Raw genomic sequence first — 14,107 nt, 5'->3', positions numbered from 1 at the left:
CCTGATGGGCCGGTCGGAACCGGGCTACTGGTCGTGCTCGTCCGGGTCGTCGTTCAACGCTCGGTGGAGCGCCCAGAGGTACTCGTCGGTCGCGCTCGGCGGGTCCGGTGCTGTCGGGGGCTGCAGCCAGACCAGCTCGGCCAGCGCCATCTCTTCGGCCTGCAGCCGCGCCGCGTTCAGCCGGCCGACCTTCGCCAGGTAGGTCTCGTCCGGGGAGTCCGGCCCGGCCAGCTGCTCCTGCAGCTCCTGCACCCTGTCCTCCACCTGATCCCCCAGCGTCGAGAAGAAGGTCGTCGGGTCCTCCAGCGCTGCCAGGCGCGCCGGATCGACCTGCTGCCAGTGCTCCATCGCCAGTCGGCCGTACCTGTTCATCGCGATCGTCCTCCGTCTCCGCCCACAACGATTCCAGACTGAGCTGCCCGTCGATCTGCGTCCTCGTCCTGCGGCCAGCCATCGGTCGCCGTGTCCCCTTCTTCCGCTACCAGTCGCTGGGTGGTAGCGGCGCTGCGCGCACGGCGGCGCAACTCGCGGGATCTCGACCGCCAGCGGTCTAAGGGGCGTACTGGGTTGCGGCTCAGCCGAGGTAGGGCAATTGCCAGGTGCCGTCGGTGAGTTCGGTCGCGTCGACGACGTAGACGCCACCTCGGCGGCCGGCCGGGTGCCGCACGAACACCTCGTAGGTGCCATCGGCCGGGATCCGCAGCGTCCAGGTGAGCTCGTCGGCGCCGCCGTGACCGGCGGCGTGGCGGCGGTAGTCGTAGCCCTGGACGTCAGGCGGCCTGGCAGGCTCGCGCAGACCAGCTGAGGCGGCCGATTACCTCGGCGTTCCGATGACGCGATTAAGAAAGTTCACGACGCTGTCGATGCCGGGCTCGTCGACCGCCACTTCCGCCCCCGGCCTCCAGGCTCGGAAGAGGGTGCCCTCGCGTGACCGCGTCACGGCACCTTGGCTCAGGGACGACAGGAGCTCCCTCTCTTCGAATGCCGCCCGCGTGCTGAGTTGCGAAGGCCAGAACCACGTGGTCGGCCATACCGCCGAACGATGAATCCCGGCTAGCCCCGCCGGGGTCGGGAACTGCGCCTCAATCCCGAGGGCGCCATATTGAGCCTCGGTTGGCCCCGAGATTGCCAGCAACAGCCGCTCCATCCAACCCGAGAGGCGCTTCGCCGCCTGCCGATCCTGACGGGACCAGAGCTTGACCGGCAACGACAACGGGCCGGCATGGATAGCGACCTCCACCGGATGAGGTTCACCGAACTCGACCGCAGACGACAGCCCCAGCGCGACAACCCCAATGCTGCGGTGACGGAACTGAATCCTTAGCGGATCGCGATTGACCAGTAGGTCACGAGGCGAGCCTGAGTGCTGAACCACCTCACGCTCCACATCGCTGACGTCCCGGAACCACCCATGGTCACGAGCCACCAGGACATCACCGGAGAAGACGCAGCCGGATGCGGTCAACACACCCCACGCGGCCAGAAGTGCCGTTGACTGTTCGAGCCCCGGCTCGACGAACGCCGAGAGATGGGGTGGCTCGGGATACAAGTCCGTCATCATGGCCCCAGGAGGCGCAGCATGGCACCTAGCTGAGAGCTGTTGGGAACGAATGCCGTGACCAGATCGCCCGTCTCCCTGTCGAACTGTGCAGCAAAGTACTTACCATCGATTCGAGCCAGATGCGCATTTGTCAGCCTACCACCGGAGCTCCACGGAACGACCTTAGAACTGCTTGAGGCTCGCTCAATGAGACCTTGCCATTCGCCCATCTGAGCCCTCGTCGGTTGGCCCCCAAACCACTGAGCAGCATGCCGGTCGAAGGAGTGAGCGAGGCCAGACTCCGTGATGTTCACGCAGCCGGCGTTGTGCACAAGGACGGACCTGCTGCCCACGTAGTAGGTGTGCAGATCGGCGACGGTCAGGTTGAACGCGAGCACGTCCTCGATCCGAACCCCGACACCCACAACCCGGATGAAGATCCCGTCGTCGGCCTCGACCTGGTCATCGGCTCGGAGATCGACAGCATCGACCCACTCACCGTTGGTGCCGCGGTTGACGACCCAGAACGGGTGGCCATCGGTTGCGTTGATCGTGGTCCCGTCAGCGAGCCGTACCGCGACCATCACATGGGATCCGGAGTGACGGATCAGGTCAATAACCTCCCGCGGACCACGTTCCCCAGTCTCGGGGTCCGTCGCCATGACCATGTCGCCGAGTTCGACGTCCTTGATCGGCTTCTTGGACCCGTCGGCCATGAGGACGAGCGTGTCGCCGGTGAAGCTGTTGGCCCGGCAGACATTGGCCGCCACACGTCCGGCGTTTGCGGCGGCTCTGGGCAGGGCGCCTCCGGGTGGGCCGGCGAAGTGGCCGCCGGTGATGCCGACTTCCTGTGCGTCGGTGATCATCTGGTCGGCGAACAGGCGCTCTTTGAGCCCTTGGTTGCACAGGTCTGCGCTGTCGCACCACTGCGCCAGCAGGTCGACGATGTCCTTCTGCTCGAGTTGTCCCCGCGGGATGCCGTACTCGGACCGGAAGTTCCGCACCATGTCGTATTGGCCCATGTCCATGGCGATGGCGTCTGCGTCGGGCGCGTCGTCGCCGAGGTCGTAGCCGAGGAACCGGTTCTTGCCGTCGCCGCCGAGCGCCGCGACTTCCTTCGTGCTGGTCTCGACAGCGGATGGGACGCCGCGGCCACTGAGAGCGGCGCCGCTGCAGGCGTGGGTGTCGCAGTAGTGGTGGCCGTCGATTTCGATGCCGGTGATGGGGTTGCCGCCGGCGAAGGCGTACCGGTTCATGTTCCACGGCGAGGTGGCGAGGTTGAGGTCGGCGAGGGCGCCGTTGTAGTTGTCGCGGGTGAGGAACCGGTTCAACCCAGGGCTGTAGTCGCGGAATCCCATGTCGTAAGAGCCCGAGGCGGGGTCGAAGCGTTTGGCGTTGAACCGGTACACGTTGTACGGCTCCGCCCCCGGATCACCCGCGTCGGGTGCGTCAACGCCGGTGAACGCTGCGTCGTCGTCCTTGCCGTAGGCGGTGTACCCGTAGGTCGCCCGGGTGTCGCCGGCGGTGTCGGTGAGGGTCTCGACGTCGGTGTGCGGGTTGTACCCGTAGTACGAGTCCTCCTCCGTCGTCCCGCCCGCGGTGTACTTGATCTGCGACAGCCGCTGGCCCCAGGGCGAGTACTGGTACGAGGTCTGGACCTGGCCCGCGACCTCCTCGGACAGCACCTCACCGGACAGGCCGAGGTAGGAGAACTCCGTGGTCTCCTCCGCGGCGGCGCCGGCATCGGAGGTGCGCGACGCGGTGCGGTCCATCGGGTCGTACGCATACGCCGTCGTGGTGCTGGACCCGTCGGACTCCAGCGACCGGTGCGAGGCGACCCGGTCGAACCCGTCGTAGGTGTAGCGCTCGACCACCAGGCCGGCGCTGGTGACGGTGTCCAGCCGCCCGAACGGGTCGTAGTTGTAGGTCCCGACCACACCGGCGGAGGTCGCGGTGAGCAGCCGGTTGCGGTCGTACATGAACGAGGTCGTGACGCTGTCGACGGTTTGGGAGATGACGTTCGAGGCGGCGTCGTGGACGTAGGTCTCGGTCGACAGGGCCGACCCGGTGGAGGTGTCGGTCTTCTCCACCCCGGCGGCGCGGTCGCGCGGGTCGAACGAGTAGCTGTAGGTCCGGTCCAGGTAGGTGGCGTGGTCGTCGGCGTCCATGGTGCGGGCGACGTCGGAGGTGCGGTTGCCGTTGGCGTCGTAGCCGATGACGTGCGAGGCGACCAGAGTGGCGTCGGGCTTGGTCTCCTCCTGCCGCTGCAGCAGGCCGTCGAGGAAGTAGTCGTAGGTGACGGTGTTGCCGTTGGCCTTCTCCTCGGTCGCGGTCTGCCCTCGCGGTGTGTAGGCGAACGTGGTGATCTTCGGGTCCGGGTCCGCTTCGGTGTCGCCGTTGCTGACTTCTTCGACGAGGTCGCGGACGTCGTAGCCGTAGGTGGCGTACTGGTCGTCGTGTTCGCGGGTGAGCGGGTTGCCGTTCTCGTCGTAGCTGTAGGTGGTCGCGTTCTGGACGACGCCGGCAGCGAGCTCCTCGACGGTCGCGACCTGGTTGAGGCCGGTGTAGGCGACCTCGTAGGTGTCCACCGTGGCGCCGGAGCCGCCGTCGGTCAGCTCGATGAGGTTGCCGTTGGCGTCGTAGTCGTAGGTGAAGTCCTTCGCCTCGGCGTCGGTCTGGCCGGTGGTGTCGCGCACCAGCTTGACCGCGTCGGCGAACACCATCCCGCTCGCCGACGTCCCGAGCGTCACCGAATGTTCGCCGCCGTCGGTGAAGGCGTAGCTGCCGAGGCTGACCCACTCCCCACCGTCCTGCTGCTGGTTCACGGTCTGGGTGGCGGTCCCGCCGGCGTGGGTGATCTCGAACGGGGCGTCCGTCGCGGCGCCGGTGACGCCGGCCGGGTGCCGGACGAACACCTCGTAGGTGCCGTCGGCCGGGATCCGCAGCGTCCAGCTGAACTCGTCGGCGCCGCCGCCGTGGCCGGCTGCGTGCCGACGGTACTCGTACCCCTGGAACCCGGTCCCGTCGGCGAGCACCGACCACACACCGGTCACCGCCGTGTTGCCGGTGTCGCTGTTGTCGGCCAGCACGACGTGCTGCCCGACGGGGACGCCGTCGTCGCCGCGGCCGGAGAGCTTGCCGTCGGGGAAGTAGGTCCACGACATCGACCGCGACGACGATCCGCCCGCGCTGGTCACCGTGCGCAGTGTCTGCTGGCCGAGCTCGTTGTAGTCGTAGGTGGTGGCGATGTCCCACGCGTCGACCGTGGCCTTCACCCAGCCGTTGTCGAAGTGCGTGTAGGTGGTGGTGTTGCGGACGGTCTGGTTCTCCGACGGCGGCGCCGAGACCTCGGCGAGGTTGCCGACCAGGTCGTAGGCGTAGGTGACCGACTCGGGCGTGTTGAACCTCGGGTCGTCGGGGTCGTACGGGAACACCTGCTCGACTGGGCGGTTGAGCTCGTCGTAGATGGTCTCGTGCACGAACGCGTCCGGGTCGCCGGACTCCACGCCGCGCGGCGTGACGACCCGGGTGCGGTTGCCGGCTTCGTCGTACTCGTAGCGGGTGGTCCGGTAGGTGATGCCGCCGGCGCCGTCATCGTCGTGCGGGACCCGGACCTCGCGCTGCAGGCCGCGCTCGTCGTACTCGACGAGGGTGGTGTTGCCCTCCTGGTCGGTGGCCTCGGTCACGAGCCCGTCCAGGTCGTACGCGGTGGTGCTGGTCTCGCCCGTCGCGTCGGTGACCGTGGTCGGGCGGTGGTTGCGGTCGTATGCGGTGGTGGTAGTGACGTCGTCCGGGTCCGTGGTCGCGTTCTTGCGCGGGTCGACCACGGTGACGAGGTTGCCGACCGAGTCGTAGCGGTAGCTGATGACGTCGCCGTCGGCGTTCGTCACGCTGGTCAGCTGGTAGATCGGGTCGTAGCCGTAGCGGGTGACGAAGTCGTCGGGGTCCGACGGGGTGAGCGTGCCGTTCGGTTCGGTGGCGGCCAGCAGGTTGCCGACCAGGTCGTACTCGTAACTGGCCACCCGCGCCGGGTCACCGGCCTCGTCGGCGGGCAGGGTCGTGGTGAGCATCCGGTCGGCCGGGTCGTAGCTGTACGTGGTGACGGCGCCGTTGGGGGCGGTGGCCTCGACGACGTTGTCGTTGGCGTCGTAGACCGGCGCCGGGGTGACGATGTAGACGCCGGCGTCGGCGTCCTTCGGCACCTGCGACTCCCCCGGCCGGCCGAACACGTCATACCCGTGGGTGCTGATCTTCTGGTTCGCGTCGGTGACGGTCAGCACGTTGCCGCGGTCGTCGTAGCTGAACTCGGTGGGGTTGTCCTGCGCGTCGACGATGCGTGTGGGGAAGCCGGTGACGCCGTAGTCGCGGTACTGGGCGAGGTTGCCGTTCGCGTCGGTGGCGTCGAGCAGCTGCCCGAACCCGTCATAGGCGTACGTCGTCGTGAAGTCGCCCTCGGTGGCCGTGGCCGTGCCGGCCGGGTCGGTCACCGACGTCAGGTTGCCGACCGGGTCGTAGCCGAAGCTCCACGTCCGGCCCTCCGGCGACACCTTCCCGGTGAGGTCGGCGACGTGCCCGTTGAGGTCGGTGCGATACGACAGCGTGGTGGCGGGTGTGCCGTTGGCGTTGGCTTCGGCGTCGGTGATCGAGGTCGGGTAGCCGGTGCCCGGGTCGTAGGTCCAGCTGGTGGTGGCGCCGTTGTCCTCCACCAGTTCCTCGACGTTGTGGTCGGCGTCCCACGTGAGCGTGGTGGCCTCGTCCTTGGCGTTCGTCGCGGTCAGCGGCCGACCGAACCCGTCGGTCAGATACGTCGAGTCGTTGCTCTTCGCATCGGTGACGGTCGTCACCACCTGGGCGCCCTGCGAGCCGTCGGGGTCGGTGTAGGCGAACGAGGTCGTGCCGCCGGCGCGGTCGGTGATGCTCGAGAGCAGCCACTTGGCCTTCGGATCGGTCGTGGCTTCGAAGAAGGTCAGGTCGGTGTCGTTGCCCCGCGGGTCGATCACCTCGACGAGCTTGGTGTTCTTGTTCGTGTTGTCCGCCTCGTAGCGGAACTGGAACGTCTTCGCCTCGGGTGTGCCGTCGCCGTCGACCAGCCGCGCCAGCAGGCCCTTATCGGTGTACGTGAACCGGACCGTCCGGCCGGAGACGTCGGTGAGCGACTCGACCTGGTCAATGATCTTCGGATTGGACAGGTTGGTGCCCGACTGGACCGTGCCAGCGTCGTCGACCCAGCTGTAGGCCTGCCCCTTGGTGAAGTAGTCGACGGTCAGGGTCTGCCGGTTCGACGGGTCGGTGATGTAGCGCAGGAACTTGATCGGCTTGTTGTTCGATTTGCGCTGCTCGTAGGTGAACAGCAGCTCGTTGCCGTTCTTGTCGCGCAGTACTGACTGGTAGCCGTCGGCGTCGAAGAAGAACTGGGTTCGGTCCGGGCTGGTCATCACCCAGGCGCGGGTCGGGTCGGTGTCGCCGGTGCGCTGCAGGTACAGGTGCACGCCGGCCGGCGAGTCGTAGTCCCAGTCCTCCTCGTTGGTGCTGTCGTGCTTGTTCAGCCGGAACAGGTGCGCGGTGCCGTCGCCATCGGTGAGGGTCACCTGGGTGGGCCAGTCCTGACCGCGCGGGTGCAGGTCCAGCGGCGTGCCCATGCGCATCAGGCTCGAGGTGGCCAGCGACCAGCCGTACCCCATCGACGACGCGGACGTGTCCAGGCTGTTGTAGCTCATCCGCACGAACGTCGACACCCCACGCGACGGGTTCGCGAACGCGTCATAACTGAACACCGTGTTGCCGGCGTGCACATTCGTCATCAACGCCGAACCGGCACCCGTGGCGGTGCCGGCGTACTGGTAGAACTTCTCCAACCCCAGCTGGTTCGAGGTCGCGTCCTCGACCTTCGCCGACTGATCCAGCGCAGGGATGTTCTCCGTGTCCGAGATCCACTGCCCGCTGCCCTTGTCACGCATATCCCACTGCAGCGTGAAGTCCTCACGCTTGTTGCTCGGCGCCAGCAACTCCGGCGCCCGCACGGTCGCGTTCAACGTCACCGTCTCCCCCGGCGCGAGATCGGCCGGCAGCGCCGTCTCCACCCGGTTCGCCGCGGTCGTCACGTCCGTGCCGTCCGGCGCCGCCCAGTGGTAGGACAGCACAAGGTTCGCCGACGTCCACGTCTCCGCCGTGGTGTTCGTGACGGTGACCTCGACGGTCCGTTCCTCACCTGCCTCGGTCCGCACGGAGGTGTCCGGCGCGTAGTACGTGCTCTCCGCGGTCCTCTCCAGATAGGACACCGTGAGCATCGGCCGCAACTTCGGCTCCGACGCCAACTCGTTCGACGTGAAAACAGCGAGCTGGTTCGCCGCCGCCTCGTCCCGCGCTTTGATCAGAGCGCCGAAGTTGGACGATGGCGTGTCGACCCACCCCTGGACCAGGCTCCGGACGGACCACAGCTGCCACCTCGGGTCGTTCAGCCCGATCGTCTCGGAGTCGATGACGGCCGGGTCGTAGTCGCCGCCTGGCGTGGTCCACGCGACAGAGGCGTTGGCCCGGTTCCACGTGGCCGCGGTCTCGCTGAAGGAGCGGGTTAGCCGGTGCAGGTCGAACGTCGCGCCCGACCCGAACGTCGATGGCTTCCACAGTTGCAGGTTCGCGAACTGCACGGTCGCACCCGGTGGCACCGCGTCCGCCAGATCCGGGAACTTGATCAGAGTCCGGGTAACACCGAACGAGCCACCGTTGTCGCCAGCGCCCAGCCACGGCTCGCCGTCGAACACATCGAGATTGGAGGTCGGCGCGCCGCTGGCGATCGTGGTGTCTATCGCCTGACCTTGTAAATGCGCTATGACCTGGCCCGCCTTCGGCAGCGTCGCCACCTGCGTGTCGGACGGCACGACGGTGCCATCCGTGGTCTTCACCGCGACCATGTAGTAGTACGTCTGGGTAGGCTCGCGACTGCCGGCCGGCGTCGGCTCCGCCGTGGTGTCAGTGAACGACGTCGTCCCCGGCGCCAACGGCGCCACCAGTGTCGCCGCCGACGGCGTGAACTGCTGGACGCTCGAGCGGTGCACCTGGTACTCCACCAGGTCAGTCCCGGCGTAGGCCGGCCACGACAGCTCGGCACCGGTCGAGTGGAAGGTCGCGATCGGGTTCAGCGTGACCCCGGGGCGCCCATAGGTGAGCACCAGCTTCGGCCGGTTCGCCGACCCGCCGTTGTAGACGAACTCCGACGCCTCGTAGTACGCGCCGCCACGCCCGAGCGTGGCCTCGTCCGCGACACGCAGCACGAAGCCGTGGTTCGGCTGATCGCCGTCAACCCAGTCCTGCACCAGATCACGCGCGGCGAACTCATGCCACCGGCTGGTGGTATCGGCGCCCTTCGTCTGCTCGGCCAACTTCGTCAACCGGACGCCGTCGGCGACCACCGTCCGCAGCTCCGGAACCGACCCGACCGTCACCCGGTGACTGGTGCCAGCGTTGAAATCCCAGCTGCCGAGCGTCGCCCACACGCCGTTGGTGCCGGCAGTCTGGTCCACCGCGACGGTGCTGGTACCGCCCGCGTGCTGCACGGTGTACGGCGCATTCGTCGCTCGGCCCGCGCTGGCCACATAGTGCGCGTCCACCCGATACCGGCCCGATTCGACGAGCTCCGGAACCCACGTGTAGGTGTTGCCGGTCACCGCGGTCCGGTCGTACTGGAAGTCGCCGTTGATGCCCCATTGCGACTGCGCAGTGTCGGCCATGAACGGCCAGGGCCCGACCTGGCTGGTCTTGCCGGAATCGCCGTTGTCCACCCGCTCTCGGGTGAACGCCTGCGTACCGAGGACCTCGGGGTAGCCCGACCACGTCACGGCACTCTCGCTCCAAGCGGCCGGTGCCCTGTAGGCCTTGATCAGCACGTCATTGGCGTTCGTGTGATACGCCTGGTCATACCAGACCCGCAGCTGGGCAGAGTCGATCGGCGTCCCCACCGGCAACCACGACACGTCGAACTTCAGTAGGCTCCGGGCCGCACCAACACGGTCCGTGCCGACACCGAGCTGCCAGCTCGAGCCGTAGTTCGTGTCCGGGGCCGCGGACCGGATCATCGCGTCCTGACCCTGCGACGGCGTCGGCTCCACCACGATCGTCGGGTCGATCACGACCGGATACGTCCGATCCGCGTCGGCCAACCACTCCGGATCCGCCGTGACGGTGATCTCGATGTTCGCGCCCTGCTGCTCGACCGATTGGGTCACGTCATCCGACCGGACCGACCCGACCGGCGCGTCCGGGGTGTCGGTGCTGTCGAACATGAACGGCTTCGGGATCTCGAACACCGCCGGCCCCTCACCGCCCGGCCGGAAGAACCCGATCGAGCCATCCTCCTGCTCGCGGGCGACGACGCCACCCATCTGCAGGGTGAACGTGTACGTCGTCTCCTCCGGCGGCTCCTCGAGGACAATCTCCTCTTTGAGCCCGGTCGGCTCCACCCGGTAGACCAGATCGGCCGTCCCGAAGACGTCCGCATACGTCACGGAGTTGCCCTCCGTCACCGGTGTCAGGGCGCGGCGTTCTCCCGGCAGCCCCATCGTGAGATTCCGGTTCCCCAGCTCGAAACGGACCAGCTGCTGCGAATTCGAGCCGAAGAAGCTGCCGAAGGTGTTCGTCGTGTTTCCGTGACCGAAACCCTCGCGGCGAGACGTTCCGATGCGCGTGTCGATGTCCTGCCAAGCGCCCTGTGCATCGCGGTAATGGACCGGATCCGTCAATAGTTCCGCTTGGAACTGGCCATTGGACAGCTCGAACACCTTCGTGTTCGCCGTACGCTGTTGCGTCACCTCCCGCACCCGCTCAGGTGGACCAGCTGGCTCATGCTCGACCGGCGCACCCTGCGCGCGCGGAAGAGCCGCCTGACCGGCACGTTCGTCCGCCTCCTGCGATTCCCCCGCGGCGGCCGGCGACGGCGTCAGAACCGGTGCCGGCGTACCCGACACCAGCATCGACGCGGCAACAACGAACGTGACCACCTGAGACAGGCGCGCAGACGTGCGCAGCATGAAACCCACCACCTTGCCATCGCGGCTACGACAACAAGGGCGAGCCACCTGCGGGGTGGGAGATACGCAGACTACTCCCCGGCCGACGGGTACATAGCTGCAACTCGTGACATAGTCGCCCTGACTGGTCGATACCATGCCATTTCGTATCACTGAGCGTCAAGACCTCAGCACGACTCCGCGGGAAGCCGCTGTACGCTGCACGATCGCCTGCCCTGTCCGCCGTAGCCGGCCGGCCGGGGCGACGTGGCGAGGAAGGAACAGTTCCGCCAACCCACAGCCATCTGGACGGCCACCGGGAGGCACCGGGCGGTCAGCGGGGAGCCTCCCCCGAACTCTCGTGCCAACCTCGGCCTTGCGGACGCGGCGCGTGAGTCGACCGGCAGGCACCTCGGGACTACGTCAGCTGCATGCGATGGCTGGCAACCGGAGCGCCGCCACTGATGACAACCGGCGGCATAAGTGGTGGCGTCCAACGTGATCGGCGGGCGGTGGCGTGACGCAGTTCCTGGCGTCAGCCGTCGATGATGGCGTTCGTATGACGAACACCGGCCGGCTGCCGTGCACATGTCTGGTCGTCACCTGCGGAGACGCCCGCGTCTGCATGGTTGATGGCGTTCAGCAGACAGTGCTGCAACGACGCCCTGACTCTCCAACACTCGTTGGGCTGGTTCTCGGCAGTCGGGGTGCACCTACCAGAAACCGACGCCGCACGACCTGGGCCGCGCGGCACAGAACCGGGAGGTCCCATGAAGATCTGTCAGGCCCTCCACTGCCACATCACACACGAACCCCGCCTCACCTTCCCCAAACCGGACCAGGCTCGCCTTTGGGTCCGCGTCGGCATCAACCACCACCAACGCAACGAGGCCGGCGGATGGGACGACCTGCCCAAGACCTTCCACGACCTCGTGCAGTTCGGGAAGGGCGCCGAACGGTCCTTCGAGCGGCTCCGCGTCGGAGACAACATCATCGCCCTCGGCACCGTGCGCACCTACACCACGAACGTCGACGGCACCGAAGAGAAGGCCGAGCAGTTCGTCGCCTCACGCATCGGCCACGACCTCAACACCACCGACTACACCGTCCAGCGTCGACGCTCAGCCACACAGCAGCGAACCCCAGACCGCAACCCACCCGCCACACCGGCCGCAGCTCACGGCGACAGGAAGCACCCGCCTCCCGCACCTCCACCACCCGCCGAACCCATCAACCGCTGAACGGCCGGAGGCCTGCCATGACCCGCCACACCAACCTCGAGCCGGACGACACCTGGGACGACCCGCCGACCCCACGAGCCAGGATCATCAACTGGCAACTCTTGAGCGCCGACGACGCCGAACACGAATGGCTCGCGCTCAACGCCTGGGTCGACTGGCTCCGTCAAGAGTTCGGCCTCCCCGCCCAGATCATCCCGCCCGCCTGGCACCGCCACCCCGAACTCGTCTGGGAACTCTCCGCGCTGCACCAGCACTGGCTCAACGCCTACGACCCGCAACAACACGCCTCCGCACCCATCGGCTGGCTCGCCGACTTCCACGCCGCCCGCCACCGCCTGCGCGAATGGGTCACCGCCTCCGGCACCCGCCTCGACCGCGACCGCCCCACCCGCATCACCACCTGGCCCGGCGAGGACGCAACCGACCCACCAGAAGACGCCCCGATCACCCACCGCGACCGCGACTTCCTCACCTTCCTCCACGCCGACATCCAACGCCGCCGCGACGACGACGAGCCCTTCCGGCGCAGTGGTGGGTGACGACGATGAACCAGCAACGCGACACCGCGGCGAGGTCACACCACCACGCTCCCGCACGGAATCCTGGAAGGGTCTCGCAGAGGTCGGCGGGAGCGAGCAGCGAGCTGGGCACTCGGCAGAAGCTGACCGTGGCAGAGCTGTGTGCCGAGCTACGGATCGCGAGATCGACCTTCTACGACTGGCGGGCTAAGAGGACCGCGCCGCGGTGCATCAAGTTGCCCAACGGTGAGCTACGTGTGCGCCGCGGCGACCTCGATGCCTGGCTGAATTTCCGGCAGGAACCGGAGCCGTGACCGAGACGACCTACGACGTTCGGGTCCGAAAGACCAAGATCTACAAGGGCACGCGGGTCACGACCTACTACGTGCGCTGGGCCGTCAACGGACGCGACGTCAAAGAGCCGTTCCGCAACTCGGCGCAGGCCGAGAGCTTCCGTTCCGACTTGATCGCGGCGGCGCGCAAGGGCGAGGCCTTCTACGTTGACACCGGGCTCCCAGTCTCGATGAAGCGTGCCGAGGCGAGGATGTCCTGGTACGAACTCGTCTGCGACTACGTCGACACGAAATGGCCTCACTCGGCCGCGACAACCCGACGCACGATCGCCGAAGCGCTCACCGCGGCCACCTGCCTGATGTTCAGCAACGAACGCGGCATCCCGGACGGCGTCCAGTTGCGCGCAGCACTGAAACGGTGGGCGTTCAACACCAACCGGCGCGAGGAGCCGAATCAGCCAGCCTGGGCGAGCGACGCCCTGCGATGGGCGGCCAGCCACAGCAGACCGGCCTCGGATCTCGCCGATACCCACGTGCTGCGCAACCTCGTCAACGGCCTCGCAGTGCGCCTCGACGGTGGCGCCAGGGCGACCAGCGTCATCTCACGGTGGCGGAAGATCCTCTACAACCTGGCCGAGTACGCGATCGAGCGGAAGGTGCTCGTCACCAACCCGCTCCCCACCGTCAAGCAGCCGGCGCACCGCATCGCCGAGGTCGACCGGCGCTGCGTCGCCAACCCGAGCCAGGCCCGCGACTTGCTCGTCGCCGTCGCCGCCCAGAGCGTCACCGGGCAGCGCCTCAAGGCCTACTTCGGCTGCCTCTACTACGCCGCGCTCCGCCCCGAAGAAGCCGCCGAGCTACGCCGCGACAACCTCGACCTCCCCGACAACGGCTGGGGCTGGATCTACCTGGAAGCAGCCAAGCCCCACGCCGGCGGCGAATGGACCAACACAGGCAACGCGCGAGACGACCGGCCCCTCAAACAGCGCGAGCCGGGCGAGGTACGCAAGGTCCCGTCGCCACCCGAGCTCACAGCGCTGCTGCACCACCACCTCGACACCTTCGGCACCACACCCGACGGGCGCCTGTTCGTCGGCGAACGCAACACCGACCACCTCCCCGCCTTCACCGTGTTCCGCGTCTGGAACCGCGCCCGCGAGGCAGTCTTCGGCACCGACGCGAAACGCCTGCTGGTCGCGCTGCGCCCCTACGACCTGCGCCACGCCGCCGTCTCCACCTGGCTCAACTCCGGCGTCCCAGCGACAAAGGTCGCAACCTGGGCCGGACACTCCGTCGACGTCCTGCTCAAGATCTACGCCAAGTGCATCGACGGCGACGACGACCAGCATCGCTCCATGATCGAACAGGCCCTCAAGCGGCCGGGACCGGCCCAAAAACTTGGCCACGTATTTGCCAAGAACACCCGTAGAGAGCCGCCCAGAGCCGTGGACGGCCGGACAAACGGCAACGGCCCCCCACCTACGTTCTAGCAGGTGAGGGGCCGTTTTCCTGG

At 67.5% G+C, this 14,107-nt stretch carries 8 protein-coding genes; 4 read left to right on the top strand and 4 right to left on the bottom strand.

The features are described 5' to 3' along the window. Positions 1-24 precede the first annotated feature (24 nt). The 4 genes from BLV02_RS36360 to BLV02_RS07040 all read right to left on the bottom strand — a co-directional run bounded on the left by BLV02_RS36360 (position 25) and on the right by BLV02_RS07040 (position 10,563). The gene (locus BLV02_RS36360) at positions 25-372 is read right to left on the bottom strand and encodes a TnpV protein (RefSeq protein WP_176986515.1); all 348 of its coding nucleotides are present in this window, start codon (positions 370-372) and stop codon (positions 25-27) included. Between the two features lie 202 nt (positions 373-574). Beyond that, positions 575-796: a golvesin C-terminal-like domain-containing protein gene (locus BLV02_RS38665; RefSeq protein WP_483867459.1), complete on the bottom strand. Its 222-nt coding sequence runs from the start codon at positions 794-796 to the stop codon at positions 575-577. An 18-nt stretch (positions 797-814) separates the two neighbouring features. Next, positions 815-1,561 (bottom strand): hypothetical protein, encoded by a 747-nt coding sequence (locus BLV02_RS07045; protein WP_069114537.1) that lies wholly within the window; start codon positions 1,559-1,561, stop codon positions 815-817. Then, a complete protein-coding gene (locus BLV02_RS07040; protein WP_171906879.1) occupies positions 1,558-10,563 on the bottom strand; it encodes a golvesin C-terminal-like domain-containing protein in 9,006 nt (3,001 codons plus the stop codon). Before BLV02_RS07040 ends, BLV02_RS07045 begins: the two co-directional genes overlap by 4 nt. 749 nt (positions 10,564-11,312) lie before the next feature. Between BLV02_RS07040 and BLV02_RS07035 the strand changes: the two genes are divergently transcribed. The 4 genes from BLV02_RS07035 to BLV02_RS07020 all read left to right on the top strand — a co-directional run bounded on the left by BLV02_RS07035 (position 11,313) and on the right by BLV02_RS07020 (position 14,084). After that, positions 11,313-11,783 (top strand): single-stranded DNA-binding protein, encoded by a 471-nt coding sequence (locus BLV02_RS07035; RefSeq protein WP_069114539.1) that lies wholly within the window; start codon positions 11,313-11,315, stop codon positions 11,781-11,783. A 17-nt stretch (positions 11,784-11,800) separates the two neighbouring features. Then, positions 11,801-12,322: a hypothetical protein gene (locus tag BLV02_RS07030; protein WP_069114540.1), complete on the top strand. Its 522-nt coding sequence runs from the start codon at positions 11,801-11,803 to the stop codon at positions 12,320-12,322. A gap of 104 nt (positions 12,323-12,426) precedes the next feature. Continuing rightward, positions 12,427-12,615 (top strand): helix-turn-helix domain-containing protein, encoded by a 189-nt coding sequence (locus BLV02_RS38205; protein WP_074946438.1) that lies wholly within the window; start codon positions 12,427-12,429, stop codon positions 12,613-12,615. Further along, positions 12,612-14,084, top strand: a complete 1,473-nt coding sequence (locus BLV02_RS07020; RefSeq protein WP_069114541.1) for a tyrosine-type recombinase/integrase — start codon at positions 12,612-12,614, stop codon at positions 14,082-14,084. Before BLV02_RS38205 ends, BLV02_RS07020 begins: the two co-directional genes overlap by 4 nt. Positions 14,085-14,107 lie beyond the last annotated feature (23 nt).

The organism is Jiangella alba (genome assembly GCF_900106035.1).
Classification (GTDB): Bacteria; Actinomycetota; Actinomycetes; order Jiangellales; family Jiangellaceae; genus Jiangella; species Jiangella alba.
This window is presented reverse-complemented; position numbering and strand designations above follow the sequence as displayed.